The 24088-nt window shown below is 28.5% G+C and carries 20 protein-coding genes; 17 read left to right on the top strand and 3 right to left on the bottom strand.

What is annotated here, in order from left to right:
• Positions 1-46: 46 nt before the first annotated feature.
• The 16 genes from KGF48_RS02280 (at position 47) to KGF48_RS02205 (ending at position 19802) form a co-directional block, all read left to right on the top strand.
• On the top strand, positions 47-1102 hold the full coding sequence (locus KGF48_RS02280) for a cell wall-binding protein Cwp7 (protein ID WP_227827553.1): 1056 nt from the start codon (positions 47-49) through the stop codon (positions 1100-1102).
• 114 nt (positions 1103-1216) lie between these two features.
• On the top strand, positions 1217-2773 hold the full coding sequence (gene murJ, locus KGF48_RS02275; RefSeq protein WP_227867702.1) for a murein biosynthesis integral membrane protein MurJ: 1557 nt from the start codon (positions 1217-1219) through the stop codon (positions 2771-2773).
• A gap of 45 nt (positions 2774-2818) precedes the next feature.
• Positions 2819-4525, top strand: a complete 1707-nt coding sequence (locus tag KGF48_RS02270) for a phospho-sugar mutase (protein WP_227827551.1) — start codon at positions 2819-2821, stop codon at positions 4523-4525.
• Between the two features lie 21 nt (positions 4526-4546).
• Positions 4547-5620, top strand: a complete 1074-nt coding sequence (locus KGF48_RS02265) for a mannose-1-phosphate guanylyltransferase (RefSeq protein WP_227839523.1) — start codon at positions 4547-4549, stop codon at positions 5618-5620.
• An 11-nt stretch (positions 5621-5631) separates the two neighbouring features.
• Positions 5632-6354 carry a glycosyltransferase gene (locus tag KGF48_RS02260; protein WP_227839524.1) on the top strand — a complete coding sequence of 241 codons (723 nt, stop codon included), beginning with the start codon at positions 5632-5634 and terminating at the stop codon, positions 6352-6354.
• 15 nt (positions 6355-6369) lie between these two features.
• Complete coding sequence (locus tag KGF48_RS02255) at positions 6370-7527, top strand: polysaccharide polymerase (protein WP_227839525.1); 1158 nt, start codon at positions 6370-6372, stop codon at positions 7525-7527.
• 2 nt (positions 7528-7529) lie between these two features.
• Positions 7530-8369, top strand: a complete 840-nt coding sequence (locus KGF48_RS02250; protein ID WP_227839526.1) for a glycosyltransferase family 2 protein — start codon at positions 7530-7532, stop codon at positions 8367-8369.
• A 14-nt stretch (positions 8370-8383) separates the two neighbouring features.
• Positions 8384-9559: a CDP-glycerol glycerophosphotransferase family protein gene (locus KGF48_RS02245; RefSeq protein WP_227839527.1), complete on the top strand. Its 1176-nt coding sequence runs from the start codon at positions 8384-8386 to the stop codon at positions 9557-9559.
• Positions 9560-9587: 28 nt separating this feature from the next.
• Positions 9588-10337 carry a glycosyltransferase family 2 protein gene (locus tag KGF48_RS02240; RefSeq protein WP_227827545.1) on the top strand — a complete coding sequence of 250 codons (750 nt, stop codon included), beginning with the start codon at positions 9588-9590 and terminating at the stop codon, positions 10335-10337.
• A gap of 21 nt (positions 10338-10358) precedes the next feature.
• Positions 10359-11267, top strand: coding sequence for a glycosyltransferase family A protein (locus tag KGF48_RS02235; protein ID WP_227827544.1), 909 nt, complete (start codon positions 10359-10361; stop codon positions 11265-11267).
• Positions 11268-11314: 47 nt separating this feature from the next.
• Positions 11315-12067: a glycosyltransferase family 2 protein gene (locus tag KGF48_RS02230; protein ID WP_227839528.1), complete on the top strand. Its 753-nt coding sequence runs from the start codon at positions 11315-11317 to the stop codon at positions 12065-12067.
• Positions 12021-13388: a UDP-glucose dehydrogenase family protein gene (locus tag KGF48_RS02225; RefSeq protein ID WP_413894728.1), complete on the top strand. Its 1368-nt coding sequence runs from the start codon at positions 12021-12023 to the stop codon at positions 13386-13388. Before KGF48_RS02230 ends, KGF48_RS02225 begins: the two co-directional genes overlap by 47 nt.
• 5 nt (positions 13389-13393) lie before the next feature.
• Positions 13394-14485 carry a glycosyltransferase family 4 protein gene (locus KGF48_RS02220; protein WP_227867701.1) on the top strand — a complete coding sequence of 364 codons (1092 nt, stop codon included), beginning with the start codon at positions 13394-13396 and terminating at the stop codon, positions 14483-14485.
• Between the two features lie 84 nt (positions 14486-14569).
• Complete coding sequence (locus KGF48_RS02215) at positions 14570-16483, top strand: nucleoside-diphosphate sugar epimerase/dehydratase (RefSeq protein ID WP_227839530.1); 1914 nt, start codon at positions 14570-14572, stop codon at positions 16481-16483.
• Between the two features lie 201 nt (positions 16484-16684).
• On the top strand, positions 16685-17389 hold the full coding sequence (locus tag KGF48_RS02210) for an SH3 domain-containing C40 family peptidase (RefSeq protein WP_227839531.1): 705 nt from the start codon (positions 16685-16687) through the stop codon (positions 17387-17389).
• Between the two features lie 298 nt (positions 17390-17687).
• On the top strand, positions 17688-19802 hold the full coding sequence (locus KGF48_RS02205) for a cell wall-binding glycosyl-hydrolase Cwp19 (RefSeq protein WP_227839532.1): 2115 nt from the start codon (positions 17688-17690) through the stop codon (positions 19800-19802).
• Positions 19803-20043: 241 nt separating this feature from the next.
• Here KGF48_RS02205 and KGF48_RS02200 read toward each other — a convergent pair whose 3' ends face one another.
• Positions 20044-21009, bottom strand: coding sequence for an LCP family protein (locus KGF48_RS02200; RefSeq protein ID WP_227827538.1), 966 nt, complete (start codon positions 21007-21009; stop codon positions 20044-20046).
• 334 nt (positions 21010-21343) lie between these two features.
• Positions 21344-22300, bottom strand: a complete 957-nt coding sequence (locus tag KGF48_RS02195) for an LCP family protein (RefSeq protein WP_227827537.1) — start codon at positions 22298-22300, stop codon at positions 21344-21346.
• 368 nt (positions 22301-22668) lie between these two features.
• Here KGF48_RS02195 and KGF48_RS02190 point away from each other — a divergent pair, with 368 nt between their 5' ends.
• Positions 22669-23457: an HAD family hydrolase gene (locus KGF48_RS02190; protein ID WP_227840114.1), complete on the top strand. Its 789-nt coding sequence runs from the start codon at positions 22669-22671 to the stop codon at positions 23455-23457.
• 138 nt (positions 23458-23595) lie between these two features.
• Here the strand turns inward: KGF48_RS02190 and KGF48_RS02185 are convergent, their stop codons facing one another.
• Positions 23596-24066 (bottom strand): DUF4358 domain-containing protein, encoded by a 471-nt coding sequence (locus KGF48_RS02185; RefSeq protein WP_227827535.1) that lies wholly within the window; start codon positions 24064-24066, stop codon positions 23596-23598.
• Positions 24067-24088 lie beyond the last annotated feature (22 nt).

Genomic DNA, 24088 nt, shown 5'->3' with positions numbered 1-24088 from the left:
CTTTTTTATTGTCAAAAAATACAAAAAAGAAAAGGAATGAGAACTTATGATTAAAAAATTTTCTACTATATTATCGTTAGTTTTGCTAATCTCTATTTCTAGTACGATAGGAGTATTTGCAGATGCAAATCCTAAAAAAGAGTTGATAGAAGGTAGTATACCAGAGATTTCAACAGAATTAAATAAAAGAGCATTTAAGAATTCTAAAGAAGTAATTCTTGTAAATGAAGAGTCAATTGTAGACAGTATAAGTGCAACACCTTTAGCATATGCAAAAAATGCTCCAATAGTTGTAACTAAGAGTAAAAATCTTGGTAGAGTAACAAGAAATTATCTAAAAGAACTAGGTCCAGAGAAGGTTACGATAATAGGTGGTTTAAAGGCAGTATCTAAAGATGCTGAACGTAATATAGAAAAAATGGGAATGAAAGTAGAAAGAATAAGAGGAAAAGACAGATATGATACATCTTTAAAGATAGCTAGAGAAATGTACAGAACAGTAGGATTCGATAAAGCATTTTTACTTAGCTCAACTACAGGATTAGAAAATGCCATATCTGTGTATTCTTATGCAGCTAAAAGTGGAATGCCAATAATATGGGCTCAAGATGAAGGTTTTGAAGAACAAATTGATTTCTTAAAAGGTAAAAACCTTGAAAAAATATATGCCTTAGGTGATTCAAAAGAGTTTATTGCAGATATTGATTCTAGCTTAAAGAATATAGAAGGTATAAAGCAAATAAATAAGTCAGCGACAAATATCGATTTAATAAAGAAGTTTTATGATGTAAAAGATATAAATAAAATCTATACTGCTAGATTAGACTTTGGAAGTAGAGCTGATGTAAACGAATATATTTCTTTGGGAGTAGTATCGGCTAAAGAAAATATGCCAATACTGATTTGTAGTGATAATTTAAGTCGTGCACAAGATAAATTCTTGAAAGATAACAACATAAGTGATGTAATTGAAGTTGGGTATACAGTAGGTAATTATAGTTTACTTAAGAGTATATTTAATCTAACATTCTTATCTTGTATAATATTAATACTATTATTACTATTGATTACATTTAGGGCACTTAGATATGAGTCAATATAGTATTTAATTTATAAGGAAGCTTTTCATAGGTTAAATTTACTTAATTAGAATAATGTTTATAAGCAGTTTTAAAAGTTCTACTTTTAGAGTTTAAATTAGATAAGGAGAAATAAAATGTCAAAAACAGCTAAAGCAGCATTGTGGATTATGGCCGCCACTATGTTTTCAAAAGTATTAGGTTTCCTTAGAGAACTTGTACTTGCAAATTTCTATGGAACAGGTATGTATGCAGATGTATTTGTATTAACACTAAATATACCTGGTTTAATCATAGCAGTCATAGGTTCTGCAATTGCTACAACTTATATACCTATGTACTTTGAGACGAAGAAAAGACTCGGAGATGAAGGTGCCTTAAAATTTACTAATAATGTTTTAAATATATGCTATATAATGGCTATAATAATAGCTATTTTTGGGCTTTTATTTACAGAGCAATTTGTTACAGTATTTGCAGCAGGATTTAGAAGTGACCTTGCTAAGTTTCAAGCAGCAATATTATTTACTAAAATAATGATTTCAGGAGTTTTGTTCTTGAGTGGAAGTAAAATATTTAGTTCATTTTTACAGGTGAATGACAGTTTTGTAATTCCTGGACTTATAGGAATTCCATATAATATCATAATAATAGCAGCAATAGCACTAAGTGCAGGAAAAAATATATGGATACTACCAGCAGGAGCACTGGTTGCTATGGCAAGTCAGCTATTGTTTCAACTTCCATTTGCATTTAAGAAGTCCTACAAGTATAAACCATATATAAATTTAAAGGATGAGTCCATAAAAGAACTAGTGAATCTAGTCTTGCCTATGTTAATAGGTGTAGCTGTTGGACAGTTAAATATATTTGTTGACAGGTTATTGGCAACTACTTTAGGAGATGGGAAGTTGTCCGCTCTTAACTATGCAAATAGACTGAATGAGTTTGTTATGGCATTATTTGTTACATCTATAATAACCGTTATATATCCTAAGCTGGCAAAAATGTCAGGTAAAGATAATAAAGAAGGATTTATAAGCACTATTGTAAAATCATCAAATTGTATTATATTGGTGGTGCTTCCGATATCTATAGGAGCTATTATATTGGCAGAACCTCTTGTTAGAATATTATTCCAAAGAGGTAAGTTTGACGCCTTATCAACAGACCTTACATCTATAGCTCTTAGATTATATTCGCTAGGCTTATTGGCTTGTGGGGTAAGAGATGTCTTATATAGAGCCTTCTATTCTCTTTCAGATACAAAGACACCAATGATAAATGGAAGTATAGCCTTAATAATAAATATAGTTCTTAATTTAATATTGATAAGACCACTTGGTCATGCAGGTATTGCTATATCAACTAGTACATCTAATATAATTACAGTTATATTATTGTTTATATCTCTTAAAAAGAAAAATGGATATTTTGGAGGAGATAAAATCATAAAGACTGGTCTTAAAAGTTTGGTAGCATCAGGTGTGATGGCAGTAGTCACTTTATTGATATATAACAATCTATATGCATTTATAGGTGCAGGAACAATTAAAGAAATTATATCAGTTGGAGCTGGGGTATTAGGTGGAGCTTCTGTATATACAATATTGATAGTTTTATTTAAGGTAGAAGAGATGGATTTAGCTTTTGAGTTTTTGAGAAAAGGAAAACAAAAACTACTTAAAAGATAGACATTTACCTTAAAAAATTAAAATAGAGTCAGAAAGGATGAAAATATGGATTATAAAAACAATTATGAGATGTGGTTAAATTCTCCTTATTTTGATGAACAAACCAAAGAAGAGCTATTAAATATAAAGGATGATGAAAAAGAAATACAAGATAGATTCTATAAAAATTTAGAATTTGGGACAGGTGGTCTAAGGGGTATAATAGGAGCGGGAACTAATAGAATAAATATTTATACTGTTAGACGTGCAACACTTGGAATTTTAAATTATATTATGAAGACACAAGGTGAAGAAGGAAAGCAAAAAGGAATTATTATAGCACATGATAGTAGATACATGTCAAGAGAGTTTTGTATAGAAGTAGCTAAAACTTTAAGTGCATATGGTGTAAAGGCTTATATTTTTGAAGAATTAAAACCTACACCAGAACTTTCTTTTGCTGTTAGATATTTAAAGTGTGCTATGGGAATAGTAATAACAGCAAGTCATAATCCTAAAGAGTACAATGGATATAAGGTATATGACTCAGATGGTGGTCAAATCTGTATAGATATGGCAAATGATATAATTGCAGAAGTTAATAAGATTGATGATTACAGTATTATTAAAAGTGTAGATTTTGAAGAAGCTTTATCTAAAAATTTAATAACTATATTAGATAATGAAGTAGATGATGAGTTTATAAAGGCTGTTAAGAAGCAAGTTTTAAGACAAAATACAATAGATGAATATGGAAAAAAATTAAAAATAATATATACACCTATTCATGGAACTGGAAATAAACCAGTAAGAAGAGTCTTAAATGAATGTGGCTTTGAAAATGTAATGGTGGTTAAGGAGCAAGAATTGCCAGATTCTAATTTTTCAACAGTTAAGTATCCTAATCCTGAAGAAAAGTCAGTATTTAATATAGCTATTGAAATGGCAAAGAGTAATGGTACTGATTTGATAATAGGAACAGACCCTGATTGTGACAGAGTGGGTGTTGTTGTAAAAGATTCTAGTGGTGAGTATGTAGTATTAAATGGAAATCAAGTTGGCTCACTTTTAGTTAGATATATATTAGAGAGTTTAGTTGAAGAAAATAAACTCCCTAAAAACAATCCTACAATAATAAAAACTATAGTTACATCAGAATTAGGTGCAAAAATAGCAAAGGCTTATAATGTAGATTGTTTAAATACTTTAACAGGATTCAAATTTATTGGAGAAAAAATAAAAGCGTTTGAAGAAAGTAATGATAGAAGCTTTATAATGGGATATGAGGAAAGCTATGGTTACTTAATTGGAACTCATGCTAGAGACAAAGATGGTGTTGTATCTTCACTTATGATATGTGAAATGGCAGCATATTATTTTTCAAAAGGTATGAATTTGTATGAAGCTTTGATAGATACATATAATAAATTTGGATACTACAAAGAGGACTTAAAGTCAGTGACTTTAAAAGGCATAGATGGAATAAAAAAAATAAAAGAGATGATGCTTTACTTTAGAAGTGTTAAAATAGATAATGTGGCTGATGTAAAAGTAGATAACATTTTAGATTATAAAGATGGAGTCGATGATTTACCTAAATCAGATGTACTTAAATTTTTACTTGAAGATGGTTCTTGGATAGCTATAAGACCTTCAGGTACAGAACCTAAAATTAAATTTTACTTTGGAGCAAATTCAGACAACCAAGAAGATGTAGAATCTAAGTTGAATAATTTAATATCTTATATATTAAATGTGGTGGATTCTATATAAAGAGCTAAGGGGAGATAAATAATGAAAGCATACAATGTCATAATGGCTGGTGGAGGAGGGACTCGTTTCTGGCCACTTAGTAGACAAGAAGTACCTAAACAGCTTATAAATTTAAGTGGAGAAGATGCTTTAATAAATGAAACTATAAATAGAATAGATTCTCTAGCAAAAAAAGAGGATTTATTTATAGTAACTAATGAGAAGCAATTGGAAGCTTTAAAGGATACAGTAAAAGATAAATGTTTAGATAGCAATATCTTGCCAGAACCATGTGCCAGAAATACGGCAGCAGCTATAGGTTTTGCAGCCTTTAACATAATGAAAAAATATGGTGATGGTGTTATGTGTGTATATCCAGCTGACCATTATATAAAAGATGAAAAAGAATTTAAATCTATTTTAGAAAAAGCTATCTATATAGCAGAAAATAATGATAAACTAGTAACTATTGGGATAACTCCTACATTTCCATCAACAGGATATGGATACATAAATTTTAATAGAGAAAACACAATAGAAAATGTTGCATATGAGGTAGTGGAGTTCGTAGAAAAGCCAAACTATGAAATTGCTAAAGAATATGTAAACTCTAAAAAATATGTATGGAATAGTGGAATGTTCGTATGGAAAGTATCTAAGATATTGGAAGATTTTAAGAGATACTTACCAAAAGTATATGAAAAATTAGAGGAAATCAGTAATTACTTAGGAACAGAAGATGAAATAGGAAAAATAAAAGAAATATATCCAACAATACAATCAATTTCTATAGATTATGGTATTATGGAAAGAAGTAATGATGTTATAGTAGTTCCTGGTGATTTTGGGTGGAATGACGTTGGTTCTTGGGACTCTCTAGGTGCAATATATCCAACTGATGATGAAGGTAACATCAAAAGAGGTGAAAATATTACTATAGATACTAAAAACTCAATTATATATTCAGATGACAAATTAATATCGACAATAGGTATTAGTGATTTAATAGTAGTATCTACAAATGATGCAGTTATGGTTTGTAGAAAAGATAAAGCTCAAGATGTCAAAAAGATAGTAGAGCAATTAAAAGAAGAAGATAGACAAGAATATATGTAGGAGGTGTTAATTTGATTCCTAAAAAAATACATTATGTATGGTTTGGTGGACCAAAAGGAAATATAGAAAATATATGTATAAATTCCTGGAAAGAGAAACTTCCAGAATATGAGATAGTAGAGTGGAATGAAAAAAACTTTGATATAGAGAAAGAAATAAAAGGAAATAAGTTTTTGGAAGAATGTTATAAAAGAAAGCTTTGGGCATTCATATCAGATTATACAAGAATAAGAGTACTCTATGAACAAGGTGGAGTTTATATGGATACAGATATGCAAATATTAAAGGATATAACTCCTCTTTTAGAAAATAATAGGCTTATATGTGGATATGAAGATGATGGAGAATACATGAATGCAGCCATAGTAGGTGTAGAAAAAGGACATCCTTTTTTTAAAGACTTATTAGAGTACTATGAAAAAGAAATCCTGACTTCTTCATTGTTTACAATACCAAAGGTTATGACTTATCTTATGGAAAAAAATTATAAAAAGATTGACCAAAATAACTATGAAGAAGGTATCCGTGTCTATGATAAAGAATATTTTTATCCTTTTGGATTTAAAGAAGACTTTACACCAGAATGTATTACAGAAAATACTTATGGAATACATTGGTGGGGAAAAAGTTGGGCTAAGAAAAGAAATTATTTCTTAGAAAGCAAGCACTTAACAGGTGTAAATAAGATATGGAAGTGTTGTAAAATATTTGCAAGTAATACTTTACGAAGCTAAAAGGGAGAAAGTGAAATGAAGACTTTAAACGATGATAGAAATATTATGATTAAAAAATATCTTTATATATTTGTTTTGTTTATCATATTACTTAGAAAGTATATGATATCATTTATTGACCCAGATATGAGTATAGGGATGATTAAATCAGCGTTATTTTATTCTTCAATAGGAATACTAATGCTACTTTTTTTATTTGATAAGAGAAAAAGTATAACAGAAATGGTGCTAGTTGGAGCCTGTGTATTACTTTATATATTAAATAGAGAAGGGGCTATATTATTAATTGTTTTGCTAGCTGTATCAGCTAAACAAATAGATGATAAATATATAGTTAAAAGTTATTTAATAATATCTGCATGTTTTTTAATAGGAGCTATATTATTATTTAATTTATTTCCTTCATTAGTATTTAATCAGGAAGTCCACTATAGATATATAGGAAAATTAGATACGCTTGTTACAAGAATGGATTTTGGACTTGGTAATCCAAATGGGGTATTTTATCATATGGTTACTATATATGCAGCATATATATTCTTAAGATATAAAAACTATAATAAATGGGATAGAATAATTTTATTTGGATCTGCATTTTTTGTTTATCAAACTACATATAGTAGAACTGGTTTTTTTACTATATTAGCAGGATTAATATTTGTAGAAATAATAAGGTTGATAGACCTAAAAAAAGTAAAAGGACTACCAATGCTTATAAAGACATCACCGATAATACTCACTTTATCTAGTGTACTTATTGGTATAATGTTTTCTAAAAGTAGTGTACTAAATAGATTATTAGCGAGTAGACCTAAGTTTTGGAATGTATACCTATCTCAAGAGGGAAATTTTATGAAACCTTTTGGAAATTCATATAGCGCTGCTATAAAAGCAACTAATCCACTAGATAGTTCTTATATATATATAATTAGTGTACTAGGAGTAGTTGCTTGCATATTATTTATGTATTTGATGTATAAAGGTATAGAAAGTTTTATAGAAAAAGATAAAAAAGAGTATTTAGTAGCTTTATTCATATTTTTACTATATTCTTTTGCCGAAAATTTATTATTGGAAGCTTCATTTAGTTTTACAATAGTATTACTAATAAAAGAAGTAATATTAAACGATAAAAGAGAGGTAGATTTGTGGAAAGTGAAAAGTAGGAGGTAGTAATGTTAATATCATTAATAATGCCAACATTAAATAGATATGATGATATATATTTACTTATGGACAGCCTAGAAAATCAAACTTACAAAAACTTTGAACTTATAGTAGTAGATCAAAACGATAATAGCAAAGTTAAGGAGATAGTTGATAAATACGTTGATAAGTTAGATATAAAGTATATAAAAAGCGATAAGATGGGATTAAGTTATAATAGAAATGTAGGAATAGACAATGCTAAAGGGCAAATTATAGGTTTTCCTGATGATGACTGTGTCTACGAAAATGATACATTAGAAAAAGTTATAAATTTCTTTAATAAAAATAAAGATTATAAAATATACAGTTGTAAAACTATGGATGCAAATAAAATTGATGCATTTAAGAAAATGTATGATGGAACTTGTGATATCACAAGTTCCAACGTTTTAAATACTATAACATCCATAACTTTTTTTGTTGATTATGGAGAGAAAGAATATACAAGATTTGATGAAAAATTAGGTGTTGGTGGAGATTTTGGTGCTGGTGAAGAGATAGATTATGTTTTAAACTTATTGAGTTTAGGATTTAAAGGAAAATATTTTGGGAATGATATAATTTACCATCCTGCAAAAAAACATTCTAAATCTAAAGAAAAGTATCAAAAAGATTATAACTATGGAAGAGGTTTTGGAGCCATTTGCAAAAAAGAAATAGTCTATAGAAAGAATTATAAGTTTGTAAAGGTTATGGCATCAAAACTTGTAAGAAATATAGGCGGTCTTATATTGAGTTCCAACAGAGATTATCATAGTGCCACTATAAAAGGAAGAATTAATGGATTTAGACAGTATAAGTTATAATGAGGATGGTGTTTATGGACAAGGTTAAATTTTTAATAAATATGCTTTTGGCTTTTTTTATGTATCCATTTAGTAAGCATAAGTTTAATGGTAGAAATATCTGGCTTATAGGTGGACATTCAGGAGATATATACAATGATAATTCCAAGTTCTTTTATGAGTATATGTTGAAAGAGCATAATGATGTAGAAACTTATTGGGTAGTAAATAAAGATAGTAAAGTATTTGATAAAATTCCAGGCAAAAAATTAATAAGAGGAAGTGTAAAAAACTATCTATATTATTACAATTCAAAAGCTATAGTATTTTCACATGCGCCATCAGCAGATATAGCACCTTATAACTTTGCTGTACCTGTTCTTAATTATTTTCATAAAAAGACGATAAAAGTGTTCTTAAATCATGGAACTATAAGTTTTAAAAAGAGAAAACCAATGAATAAAAAGTTCAAAAATATTATAGATAACCTATATAAAAGCTATAATATAGTTACAGCAAGTTCTGAGTTTGAAAGAAATGTCATGGTAAATGATTGGGGAATGTTAGATGACTCAGTTTATATAATTGGAAATGCAAGATATGACAATTTACCAACAAATGAAGTTGCACAAACACGAGATATATTATATACTCCTACATGGAGAGACTGGATAAAATTTAGTTCAGGAAAATTTACAGATACAGATTATTTTAAAAATATAATGAATTTCTTGAATGATGATAAATTAAATAAAATATTAGATGAGAAAGATATAAATGTAAAAATTTATATGCATCATCTTATGCATGAGTTTATAGATGACATAAAAGAAAACATAACTGGTAAACGAATTGTATTTTTAGATAAAGGGGTAACTCTAGCAAATGAAATAAGAAAATCAGCTGTAAACATAACTGATTATTCAAGTGTTGCCATAGACTTTCTATATATGAACAGACCTATTTTATTTTATCAATTTGATTTAGATGAATATATGGAAAAAGTTGATTCGTATATAGATTTAAAAAGCGAAATGTTTGGGTCTTTGGCTTATAATAATGATGAAGCTGTGAATAAACTTATTGATATTATTGAAAATAATTTTGAGGTTATGGATAACCAAAAAAATGAAAGAAATAAGTTTTTCAGATATAATGACAATAAGAACTGCAAGAGGATATATGATTGTGTATTAAGTAAAATTAAATAAATATTTTATAAATGATGAGGAAGGTAATATGAAGAAGAATTTAGTATCTATAATTACTCCCATGTATAATTCTGAAAAATTTATTGAAGCAACCATAAAATCAGTATTAAACCAAACTTATCAAGAATGGGAAATGTTAATTATTGATGATTGCTCAACAGATAATAGTCCTAATATAGTCAAATCTTATATGCAACAGGATAGTAGAATAAAATGCATAAAGACTGAGACTAATAAGGGTGTCTCTAATGCTAGAAATCTAGCATTAAGTAATGCGACAGGACAATTTATAGCTTTTTTAGATAGTGATGACCAGTGGAATAGTAGTAAGTTAGAAAAACAAGTAAACTTTATGTTAGAAAATGACTATGTAATCTCATTTACTTCATATGAACTGATGGACGAAAATGATAAAAAGTTAAATAAAGTAATAAAAGTGCCACCTAATGTGGATTACAGAAGGTTATTAAAGGGAAATATTTTGGGATGTCTTACTGTTGTAATTGATAAGTCTAAACTGGATTTTGAAATTAAGATGAGTGGTGTAAGACATGAAGATTATGTCTTGTGGTTATCTATATTGAAAAGAGGACATATCGCTCATGGAATAAATGAAGTTTTAGCATTATATAGAAAATCTAGTAACTCCCTTAGTGGTAATAAGATAAAGGCTGCTATGTGGACTTGGAATATATATAGAAATATAGAAAAAATACCTCTATACAAAGCTATATACTACTTTATTAATTATGGAATAAATGGAATTAAAAAAAGTTAGATAGAGAGGAAGATTTAATTAATGTATAAATATAAATTTACTGTATTTACTCCAACATACAATAGAGCTCATTTACTTGAAAATTTGTACAATGATTTAAAAGCTCAAACATATGATTTCAACGACTTTGAATGGTTGATTGTCGATGATGGAAGTAGCGACGGTACTAAAGAATTAGTTGAAAAATTTATATCAGAAGATAAATTAAATATAAGATATATATACAAAGAAAATGGAGGAAAACATACTGCAATAAATTTAGGTGTGAAAAATGCAGATGGAGAACTATTTTTCATTGTAGATAGTGATGATGGTTTAATTAAAGATTCTCTTGAAATTGCTAATGATGAATGGAATTCTGTAGAAAATAAAGAAGGATTTAGTGGGGTTGTTGGACTTTGTGTATACCCAAGCGGAGATTTAATAGGCACAGAAATGCCTGAGGATAAAAAAATATGTCACTTTGCAGACCTATATTTTAAATATGGTGTTAAGGGAGATAAAAGCATTGTATTTGTAACTGATGAGCTTATAAAATTTCCTTTTCCAGAAAGAAAAGAAGTGAGATTTTTACCAGAAAGTGTAGTATGGAATGAAATGTCTAAATACTATAAAGTTAAATGTGTAAACAAACCTATGATAATAAGAGATTATTTGGATGATGGTTTGACTAAGAATATATTAAATAAAAATGCATTAAAAGGTAGAGCATTAGAGTTTTTATATTTAATAAATCAAAATACATATCCTTTAGGTAGATATCCATATATGTGGATAAAGAATTACATAAATTTAGCTAGATACTCATTGTTATCTGACAGTCATTATTTTGGCGAAATCAAAAAAATATCTGATAAATTATTGTATTTAGTGTTGTTCCCATTAGGATATTACAAATATATTGGACAAAGAAAGTTAGTATCTAAGTAAACTTGTTGGTATAGTACTGCTAGTTGCTATATAAGGAGAGTAAAAATATGAATGAGCCTTTAGTATCGATAATTACTCCTGTATATAATTCAGAAGAGTTTTTATCAGAGACAATAAAGTCAATCCAAAATCAAACTTATAAAAATTGGCAGCTTTTATTAGTGGATGATTGTTCTAAGGACAATTCAAGTGAAATTATAAAAAGTTTTCAAAAAGAAGATGCTAGAATAAAATATATAAAGCTTGAAAAAAATTCTGGAGCTGCAGTATCTAGGAATGTTGGTATTGAAAATGCGGAAGGGCGATTTATTGCATTTGTAGATAGTGATGATTTATGGGATAGTAAAAAGTTAGAAATTCAGATAGGATATATGTTAAAAGAAAATATCGGGTTTTCTTTTACATCTTATAGATATATGAGACAAGATGGAACAAAAACGAGTAAAGTTGCAAGAGCACCTAAAAAGATTGACTATGAAGGATTACTTAGAAATACTATTATAGGGTGTTCTACTGTAGTCATCGATAGGGATGTCATAGGTGAATTTAGTATGCCTTTAGTAAGAAGAGGACAAGATACTGCAACTTGGTTACAATTACTTAAAAAGGAAAAATATGCATATGGAATTCAAGAAGATTTAGTGAATTATAGGCTAGTTGGAAATTCTATATCAAGCAATAAGATAAAAGCATTAAAACGAACTTGGAATACCTATAGAAATGTTGAAAATTTAAGTTTACCAAAAAGCCTATATGTATTTTGTTTCTATGTTTTTAATGCCATTAAAAAAAGAGTATAAGTTTTATATACTTGGAGGTAAAAAAATGAAAATAGCTATAGCTGGGACTGGATATGTAGGGCTAGTAACAGGTGTTTGTCTAGCAGAGGTAGGCAATGAAAATGTAATTTGTGTTGATATAGATGAACATAAAGTTAAATCAATGCAACTTGGGATAGCACCTATATATGAAGAAGGCCTAGAAGAACTTATGGTTAGAAATTATGAAAAAGGAAGAATAGATTATACTACAGATTATAAAAAAGCTTATGAAGATGTAGATATAATACTAATAGCTGTAGGAACTCCAGAAAGAAGTGATGGTTCAGCTAATTTAGATTATATAAAGGCAGTTGCAAAGCAAATAGCTGAAACTGTAACAAAAGATACTTTAGTAGTAATAAAATCTACAGTACCAATTGGAACAAATGAAGAAATAGAAGATTATATAAATAAAAACTTAAAAAATGATGTAAAAGTTGAACTTGCATCTAATCCAGAGTTTTTATCACAAGGTAGTGCAGTAAGAGATACTTTACATGCTTCAAGAATTGTTATAGGAGTGGAAAGTGAGTGGGCAAGAGGAATACTGGAAGAAATTTATAAACCTTTTAATCAACCTATAATAGTAACTAATAGAAATAGTGCTGAAATGATAAAATATGCATCAAATAACTTTTTAGCACTTAAGATATCTTTTATGAATGATATTGCAAATCTTTGTGAGATAGCAGGTGCTAATGTGGAAGATGTTGCTTTAGGAATGAGTTATGATGATAGAATAGGAAGTAAATTCTTAAAAGCAGGTATAGGTTATGGAGGTTCTTGTTTCCCAAAAGATACAAAAGCCCTTCATTGGCTGTCTGAGCACAACGGTTATGAATTAAAAACAGTAAAGGCTGCTATAGAAGTGAATGAAAGTCAAAAACTTAAATTAGTTAGAAAGGCATCTAAACTAGTAGAGAGCTTTCAAGATATGAAAGTTGCTGTTTTAGGATTAACATTTAAGCCAGATACTGATGATATAAGAGAAGCCCCATCTATTCCAAATATAAAATATTTACTTGAAAGAGGAGCAAAAGTTACTGCATTTGACCCAATAGGAGTTGAAAATACTAAGAAAATATTTGGGGATTCTATACTTTATGCTAAATCTATAGATGATACAATAGAAGATGCAGAGATATGTTTTATAATGACAGAGTGGAAAGATGTCTTAAATTATGATATACATAAGTATAAGGAAAAGATGAAAAATCCTTTAGTTCTAGATGGAAGAAATTGTTACAAGCTTGAAGATATGAAAGAACTAGGTATTGAGTATTATTCGATAGGAAGGTAAATATTATGAAGACTGTTTGTTATTTGGCTGATGGGTCAAATCCTCATACTTTGAAATGGTGTAGTTTTTTTAAAAATAAAGGATACGACATTCATGTTATCTCTTTAAATGGAGGTCACATGGAGGGAATTAAAATTTATGACTTTGGTTCTAATGTAGAAGAACTGAAAAATGAAAATATTTCTAAAAAAACAGGATACTTAGGTTCAATAAAACAAATAAAGAAACTAGTAAATGAAATAAAGCCAGATATACTTCATGCACAATATGCAAGTAGTTATGGATTTATAGGTAGTTTACTTGGGTATCATCCATATATTATTTCTGTTTGGGGTACTGATATTTATGATTTCCCAAACAATGGTTTTATACAAAAACAAATTATAAAACATAACTTTAGAAAAGCAGATTATATATTTTCAAATAGTAGAGACATGGCTAAAGAAGCTAATAAATATACAGCCAAGCATGTAGATGTAACCTTTTTCGGAGTAGATATGGATAGATTTAAACCTATGGAAGTAGAAAAAGAAGATGCTTTTGTAATAGGAATTATAAAGAGTTTGGAAAAAAAATATGGAATTGAATATTTAGTACAAGCATTTAAGATGTTGAAAGATGAATATAAAGAAAAGAAAATAATTTTAAAAATAGGTGGTTCTGGAAGTCAAATGGATAACTTAGTGAATCTGACTAAGGAATTAGGCGTGGAAGATGATGTTCAATTTTTAGGTAGAATATCTCCAGAGGATGTCAGTAAGACTTTTAATTCTTTTGATGTAACTGTATTTCCTTCTTTGAGAGAGGGTTTTGGTGTAGCTGCAATAGAATCAGAGTCTTGTGAAGTTCCTGTCATTGTTACAAATGTAGGTGGGCATCCAGAATCTGTATTGGAAAATGAAACGGGGCTAATTGTAGAGCCAAAGCAACCAGAAGAAATAAAAAATGCTATAATAAAACTAATGGAAAATGATGAGCTTAGACTTAATATGGGTAAAAAAGGGCGTAAGTTTGTTAGAGAAAATTATGAAGTTAATTTAAATTTTAATGATATAGAAAAAATATACGACTCTATATTAGATAAATATAAAAAATAAGAATTGAAAAATACAGCAAAAGATAGATGTTGTTGGCTATGCTTAGGTGCGTAGCTTTTGCTGTTTAATGGAGGGCTTCTAGTTATGCGAGAAAGTATAGATTTAGAGAAAGAAAGCTTTTTTAATAAGCTTTTAAAAAAATATAAATTTAGACAACTATCATTATTAATTCTAGATATTTGTAGCGTGCTAGTAGCATTTCGAATGTCTTTGAGTTTGACAGGCAATTTAGATGTATTCAATGTTAATAATGTAATAATTTCAGTTTGTATATATATTGGACTCCATATAGTGTCATTTAGATTGTTTAAGTGTTACAATACATTATGGAGATATGCAGGAGAAGAAGAAATTATTTCGATTTTTATTGCAACTTTAGCTTATCTAATTCCAGCTTATGTGATAAATAGAATATTGGGACTCGATTATCCTATAATGCTTTATGTATTAAATACGATATTTATTATAATGTTTACAAGTGGAGTGAGAATAGGCTACAGGGCTATAAGAATAGTCATGAATAAGACATACTCTAGAGGGAAGGTTTCTAACATTCTTATAATTGGAGCAGGAGATGCTGGAGAGATGGTTATACAAGAATTAAAGCGAAATCCAGAACTTAAAAAAGTAGCAGTAGCTATAATCGATGATGATAAAAATAAAATCGGAAGAATAATTCATAATGTAAAGATTGTAGGAACAACTTCAAAGATAAATGATATAGTTGAAGAATATAAAGTAGATGAAATAATTTTTTCTATTGCCAACATAGAAAAACACAGAAAAAAAGAAATTATTGATATGTGTAAGAATACTAATTGTAAAATAAAGACAATACCAGGAATTTATGAAATTATAGATGGAAAAGTTGATATAAAACAGATTAGAGAGGTAGAAATAGAAGACTTATTGGGTAGAGAGCCTATAAGAACAAATTTAAAAGAGATAAGTAACTATATTGAAGGAAAAGTAATCCTTGTAACTGGAGGAGGAGGCTCAATTGGTTCAGAGCTTTGCAGGCAGATTGCAGGGTTTAATCCTAAAGAGCTTATTATAGTTGATAATTATGAAAATAATGCTTATGCAATACAACAAGAATTGCTTAGAAAATATAAAAACAAGTTGGATTTAAAAGCAATAATAGCTTCAATAAGAGAAGAAAAAAGAATGGATGAAATATTTAATAAATATAAGCCAGAAGTGGTATTCCATGCAGCAGCTCATAAACATGTTCCTCTTATGGAGTCAAGCCCAGGTGAAGCTATAAAGAATAATATATTTGGAACTTTAAATATAGCAGGTTTATCTTCAAAATATAGAGCTAAGAAGTTTGTCCTTATATCTACAGACAAAGCTGTAAATCCGACAAATATAATGGGAGCTACTAAAAGAGCTGCCGAGATGATTATACAGACAATGAATGATGAAAGTCAGACTGAGTTTGTTGCAGTTAGATTTGGAAATGTACTTGGAAGTAATGGAAGTGTAATTCCCCTTTTTAAGAAGCAAATTGAAGATGGTGGACCAGTAACTGTTACACATCCAGATATTATTAGATATTTTATGACAATACCAGAGGCTGTAGGGCTTGTTATACAGGCTGGAGCTATGGCTAAAGGTGGAGAAGTATTTGTACTTGATATGGGAGAGCCTGTAAAAATATTGGATTTAGCAAAAAATTTAATAAAATTTAGTGGGCTTGAACCAGATGTTGATATAAAAATTGAATTTTCTGGTCTTAGACCAGGAGAAAAATTGTATGAAGAACTTCTTATGTCAGAAGAAGGTCTATTAGATACAGAGCATAAAAAGATTTTTATTGGTAGGCCAATAGATGTTGATAGAGAAAAAATAACAAAATACTTAAAACTTTTAAAAGAAATTACAAACAATGAAGAGACTGAAAAAATAGATGGTGTCATGAGAAAATTAGTACCAACTTACATTAAACCAGAAGATGCTAATATCAAAGAAATTGCAACAACTCGAGAGAAGTAGAATATATTTCTAATTTGTAACCAGGGGGAGCAAAAAGAAACAAATATATACTAAAAAGAAACAAAAGATTACAAAAAGATTACAAAAAGATTACAAAAAAGGTTGCAATTTATTTTGATGTAAGTTAGAATGTTAATTAGGAATTGGAAACGAAGGAACAAAATGTTAAATTTTCGAAAGGATTAGGTATTTGAGATTATGATGAATATTAAAAATAAAAAACATATATTGAAAAAATTTATAGCGATGGTGTTAATAGCAGGAGTTGTTACAGTAGAGGCAGGAGCAATAACAGCTAGTGCAGCAGAGTTATCTAATTCACCTATGACTGCGACAGTAGATCAATGTGATTTCTTAAACATGAGAAGTGGAGCTAGTGCAAATGATGCAATAGTAGGAAAGATAAACACAGGTGACAAAGTTGAAGTTTTAGAACTACATTCAAATGGATGGATAAAAATAAGAACAGTTGACAACGTTACAGGATGGGTAAATGGAGATTATTTAACTATTGAAGGTGGAAATGTAGACGCAAAGGTACAAAATGTTTTAAACTTAGCATTTAAGCAACAAGGTAAACCATATAGATGGGGAGCAACTGGACCAAACTCTTTTGATTGTTCTGGGTTCACTTCGTATGTTTACAAAAATGGAGCAGGAGTTAATTTACCAAGAGTATCAAGATCACAAGCAACAGTAGGAAAGAAAGTATCTAGAGCAGAATTAAAAGCAGGAGATTTAGTTTTCTTTGGTTCAGGTGGTTCAATAAATCATGTTGGGTTGTATATAGGAGATTCTAAATTTATACATTCACCACAAACAGGAGATGTAGTAAAAGTTACTAGTATGGCTCCAGGAACTAATTATGCTAGAAGACTTATAACTGCTACACGTGTTTTACAATAATAATAGATTTAATTTACATAGGATTGAATATTAACATTAAATATAGTTATGTTTAATGTTTTACATAGAAAGTGAAGTATTAATTAATATTAAAATAGTGATGAACGTTATAAAAACAGCAAAGAATATAAATTTCTTTGCTGTTTTTTTATAATAAATTATTTCATATTATAATCAAATATTAAATATAAATATTAACTATATTATTCAATATTTGACAGATAATATGAACTTTAGATATACTTAGTAAGGAGTATATTGTAGAAAAAAATAAATTTAAGAAATTAAGGGGGATGAAATGAAAAAGATAAGTATATTACTATTATCGTTGGTAATGACACTTACAATGTGTAGTGTAAGTTCATTTGCTGATTCGTCAAATGATAAGGAAATGAGAGCTGCTTGGATATCTACAGTTTATAACTTAGATTGGCCTAAGACTAAAAATAATGAAGCCAAGCAAAAAAAGGAATACACAGACTTATTAGACAAATTAAAAAGTGCAGGAATAAACACAGCAGTGGTTCAAGTAAGACCAAAATCAGATGCTTTATATAAATCAAAGATAAACACATGGTCTGAATATCTTACAGGTACTCAAGGTAAAGACCCTGGATATGACCCATTACCATTTTTAATAGAAGAAGCACATAAAAGAGGAATGGAATTCCATGCATGGTTTAATCCATACAGAATAACTATGGCAGATGAGAGCATAGATAAATTGCCAGCAAACCATCCAGCAAAGAAAAATCCAAGTTGGGTAGTTAAACATGGAAATAAGTATTACTATGACCCAGGTTTACCAGAAGTTAGAAAGTACATAGTTGATAGTATAGCAGAGGTAGTTCAAAATTATGATATAGATGGTGTTCATTTTGATGATTATTTCTATCCAGGAGTAAGTTTTAACGATACTGCTACATATCAAAAATATGGACAAGGACAAAACAAAGACAATTGGAGAAGAGAAAATGTAAATACTCTACTTAGAGATGTAAAGGCATCTATAAAGAGTATAAAGCCTGAAGTTGTATTTGGTGTGAGTCCAGCTGGAATATGGAGAAACAAGAGTAGTGACCCAACAGGTTCAGATACATCAGGTAATGAAAGTTATGTAGGTACATATGCAGATACAAGAGCATGGATAAAACAAGGATTAGTTGATTATGTAGTTCCACAACTTTACTGGCCAATTGGTCTTAAAGCCGCAGACTACTCTAAATTAGTTTCATGGTGGGCAAATGAAGTAAAAGGAACAAATGTAGACTTATACATAGGACAAGGTATATATAAACAAGGGCAATCAAGTTATAATGGGCAAAACATAGCAAAAGAAATAGTGAAGCAAGTGACATTAAATAGAAAATATAGTGAAATAAAGGGTAGTATGTATTTTTCAGCTAAAGATATAGCAAATAGTACATCTATACAAAATGATTTAAAGAGCTTGTACTCTGACAGTAATGAACAGCCAGTGACTCCACCATCTAATGTCAAGGTGGAAAAATTAAGAGGTGCTGAAAGATATGATACAGCAGTTGCAATAAGTAAAAAAGGATGGGCTACAAATTCAGATACAGTAGTATTAGTAAATGGATATTCTATAGTCGATGGTATAACATCAACTCCACTTGCTACTGCAAATGATGCACCTATATTATTAGTAAATAAGGGTGATATACCAACATCTACTAAAAATGAAATAAAAAGACTTAATCCAAGTAAAGTTATCTTAATAGGAGGAAATAATTCTATTGGAGATAAAGTTGAAAGTGAGATAAAAGATACATTATCAAATGTATCAATAAACAGAGTGGGTGGCTCAGATAGATATAGCACATCTCTTTTAATAGCAAAAGAATTAGCAAAGACTAATCCAGTAGACAAACTATATATAACAAGTGGTACAGGTGAAGCAGATTCTCTTTCTATAGCTTCAAAAGCAGGAGAAGAAAAACAGCCAATCGTATTAGTATCAAAAGATAATGTAAGTGATGAAATCTATAATTGGGTATCAGACTTAAATGTAAAAGATGCATACTTTATAGGTGGTAATTTAAGTATATCTGATTCAGTAATAAATAAATTAGATAAAGTTATTACAAATGATGTATCTAAAAATAGAATAGCTGGAGAAAATAGAGAAGAAACAAATGGAAAAGTAATACAGAAATTCTATCCAAATGCTGAATATTCATCAATATTTGTAAGTAAGAGTAATCAGTTAGTAGATGCATTAACATCAGGACCTTTAGCAGCAAAATTAAAATCACCAGTAGTTATGCTTGGAAATAGTGTAACATCTGCTCAGAAAACTGCTCTAGAGCCTAAAAAGACAAGCCTAGTATATGAAGCTGGAGATGGAATAAATCAAACTGCATTAAACAGTTTATTAAACCTAGTTCAATAGTAAGAATTTAATAAAGATACTATATTATAAATGCTATAAAGGCAAATTAAAATAAAAGTATCAAATTGGAAAATGTTAAATTAAAAAGTATTAAATTAAAGTAGAAAGTAAAAAAAGAACTATATACATTTTATAATCAAGTATGTATAATAACTTGAAAATAATTATGTAATATAGTTCTTTTTATATATTTAATCTTATATTTTATAACAATATTTGCGTTAAATGTTTTTTAGTGTTATTATTGTTTAAATTCTATATCATTAAATATAAAATCATGTAATATATCTAAAGTATCTGGGTCAAATCTAAGAACCCAACCAGCTTTTCCATATATACCACCTGTACTATGAATTTCATCATCAATAGGGAATTCAAATTGTTTAATATTTAAGTCGCCCATTTTTAAAACTTGAGCTCCTAGAGAAAGTATTGCATTAGGCTTCATATTAGTTTTAACATATGGAAGAACAGCATCTAATAAACTTGGATATTTAGTAACAGGTAAAGTTTCTGTTTTCTTGATTATAGCTTGTATAATCTCTCTTTGTCTTCCATCTCTTGCAAAGGCAGTATCATTATGTCTGATACGTGCAAAAGATAATGCTTGATATCCATTTAAAGTTTGTACTCCAGATTTCCTAATATATTGTATGCTACCTTTATCATCACTTTTATTCCAACCATAAGTTTCAGGAATAAATTTATTTAATTCACTTATTTCTCCTTTTTCAATTGTAACTTCAACGCCACCAATAGCATCAATTATATACATAAATGATTCGAAATTAACACAAGCATAATTTTGAATATCAACATTAAAGTTCTCTTCAATTGTTTGTATTAACAAATCAGCTTGTCCATAAGCATAGGCATGAGTAAGTTTTTGTTTACCATGACCAGGGATGTCTACATAGCTATCACGAGCTAATGATGTAAGTTTGATATCATTATGTTTGTTATCAATAGTTAATATCATCATAGCATCTGACCTTGAAGAATCTTCATCTGGTCTAGCATCTGTTCCCATAAGTAGTATGTTAGTTATTCCATTTTCATTTTTATGGTCATTATTATTTAATAAATCACTATTTATGCTCGAGTCATGAATGGTAGATAATTTATAATAAAAATATCCATAGACGCTTATAGGGAATATTACTACCAAAAAAGCCAGTAGTATAACAAATTTCTTTAATTTTGACAAAAGTACCCCTTCTTTCTTCTTTTTCCTGTATATTTTTTAATAGCATACACTTAATTATATTAAAGTATTGAGATATATTCAATACTTGTTTCAGTTACAAAAAAAAGACAATGATATAATTTATAAGAAAATTTGTCAATTTATATATAATTAAAAGTATGTGTAGTATATCATGTAAAAAATTAATTAAAATTTTAAAGAAAAATAGGGTTTGTATATTTTTTACAATAAAAATAAGTACACACCTGTCAATTACAAAATAATTTGCTTCTTGAAAGGTATGCACTTACTGTCAAATTCTGTACATGATTTTTTATTACTTTAAATAAATATTTTACTCTTCAACCATAATATCTTCAAATATGAAATCGTGCATTGCATCTAATTCATATTCTTCAAAAGGAATTACATAGCCTGCACTACCAATTTTTCTACCATTTTCAGTAGAAAGAGGGAATTCCATTGATTTTAAGTCTAAGTTTCCAATACTTAAAAGTTTTGTTCCTAGAGAAATTATTTCATTAGGACTCATATTAGTTTTAACGTATGGAAGTATAGTATTAACTAGATTAGGATATTTGGTAACTGGTAAATCCTTAACACCATTTATTAAACTTTGTATAACACTTCTTTGTCTTCTATCTCTCTCATCTGTACTATCATTTTTTCTTATACGAGAAAATGCAAGTGTTTGATATCCATTTAATTTTTGCTCACCTGAACTTCTTATATACTCAAGAGAGCCTTTGTCAGAGCTTTTATTCCATTTGTAAGTTTCAGGTATAAATTTGTTTAATTCTCTTATTTCACTCTTATCAACTGTAACAGTAACCCCTCCTAGAGCATCAACTATATCCATAAAAGAAAAAAAGTCAACTACAGCATAATTCTGTATATCGAGTTGGAAATTTTCTTCTATAGTTTCTATTAATAAATTAGCTTGACCATATACATAAGCATGTGTTAATTTTTGTTCTCCATGTCCTGGTATATTGACATACGTATCTCTATTTAATGAAGTTAATTTAAGACTTTTATTTTTATTATCAATAGTTAATATCATCATGGCATCAGAACGAGAAACTTCTTCACCTGGTCTTGCATCTGTACCTAATAATAATATATTTGTAATATCTTCTTCATTTTTATAGTCATTACTGCTAAGAGCCTCTGTATTTATACTATCATCTTGGATAGTTTTTAATTTAGTAAAAACATATCCATATACACTAACAGGAAATGCTATGACTAAAAGGGCTAGAAATATAACGAACTTTTTGAGTCCTGACAATAATATCCCCTACTTTCTAAATTTTTTAATTACACATAGTTAATTATATTAAAAAATTGTTACATAAGCAATAAAAAACACAATAAATTAGCATAAGTTTGTCATAATATAATTATTTTTATAATATTTTATAGAAGGAAGCGTGTAGTTATTATTAATTTTCTTGGAATATAATTATATAAAGATTTAAATTTTTATAAATTGGTGTATATATTGAAAAAAATATTTTCCTGAATGTAGTTATATCATCTTACAAAAGGTGTAAATTGTAATTTAGAATTTTTGGTGTATAATAGGAATTGAAAAATTAAACTGATAAAAATTAATAAAAAATAATTATAAATTGTATAATTTGGGGGAGGAAATGTATGATAAAATTAATAGCAACAGACTTAGATGGAACTTTGTTAGATGAAAAGAGCGAAATAAATCCAGAGTTTTATAAAGTATTTAAAAAATTAAGAGAGAGGGGGATAATGTTTTCTGCTGCAAGTGGCAGGCAGTATCAAAATCTTATAAAAAAATTTGAAGATATAAAAGATGATATGATGTTTATCTCAGAAAATGGAACATTAGTAGTATATAAAGGAAAAGAAATATTATCAAATCCCTTGGATAAAGAGTTAGTAAATGAAATCATAGAGACAACAAGAAGTATAAAAGGGAAAAAAATTGTAATGAGTGGTAAACAATACGCCTATATAGAGAGCAAAGATGAAGCGTTTATAGAAGAAGTTAGTACTTACTATGCAAAGTTTAAAGTTGTAGATGACTTGACTAAAGTAGAAGGTGATATATTAAAGATAGCTATATTTGATTTCAAAGGTGCAGAACATAACAATAGTATCTACTTTGACAAGTTTTCTGATAGAGCTCAAGTATGTATTTCTGGGGTAGAGTGGCTTGATTTAACTGCAAAAGGTGCAAATAAGGGAAGTGCCATAAAAAAAGTACAAAGAATGTTAGATATAAAATATGAAGAAACTATGGTATTTGGTGACCAATTGAATGATGTAGAAATGATGAAGAGTGCTTATCATAGCTATGCAATGGAGAATGCCAATGAGTATTTGAAAGAAATTGCTAGATTTAGAGCAAAAAGAAATACTGAAAATGGTGTTGTAGATAAGATAAAAGAAGTCATAAAAATTGGATAGCCATCTATGATGGGGATCTAAATGAAAAAGATTATTTTAAAGAAATTGAAATAAAGAAATATCAATGTAATTTTCATTAAACAATATTATTAAAATGAAAATTACATTGATATTTGGTAGATATTAGATAACTAATATCTATTTTTTTATAATACTTAATATCTTTTCCTCTATTTGAGATGCATTTTCAGCAGAAATCAAATAAACATATTTACCTGCTTTTTCAACGATAGTATTGTTTGCTATTTCAGAATTGCTTTTTTCTCCATGTCCTTCTCCAAAAGGTGCTTGAATCATGTCTTTTTTATAATTTTCTAGAGTTTTATAGATTTTATTTACATCATCAGTCTTTATGACAATGATATCTTCTAGATATAATTTTTCAGAAGAATTGATTACAAAACCTTGTGTAATGTCTTCTTCCACATCATTAAAATAATTAAATTCTTTTGCATCAAAAATTTTTGATTCTTTTATAAGTAAATCAGAAGACTTTAATGCTTTTTCAATTTTTGATGTAGAAACGTTTTTATAATCGCTACTTGAAGAACAACTAACCATTCCAAAGGATAAGATTATTGAAAAAAACAACATTAAAATTTTTTTCATGAGAAACCTCCAAGTTTTTTTA

It is taken from the genome of Clostridioides sp. ZZV15-6388 (assembly GCF_020657755.1).
Classification (GTDB): Bacteria; Bacillota; Clostridia; order Peptostreptococcales; family Peptostreptococcaceae; genus Clostridioides.
Note: the sequence above shows the minus strand (reverse complement) of the source record. Positions and strands in the feature narration are given on the sequence as shown.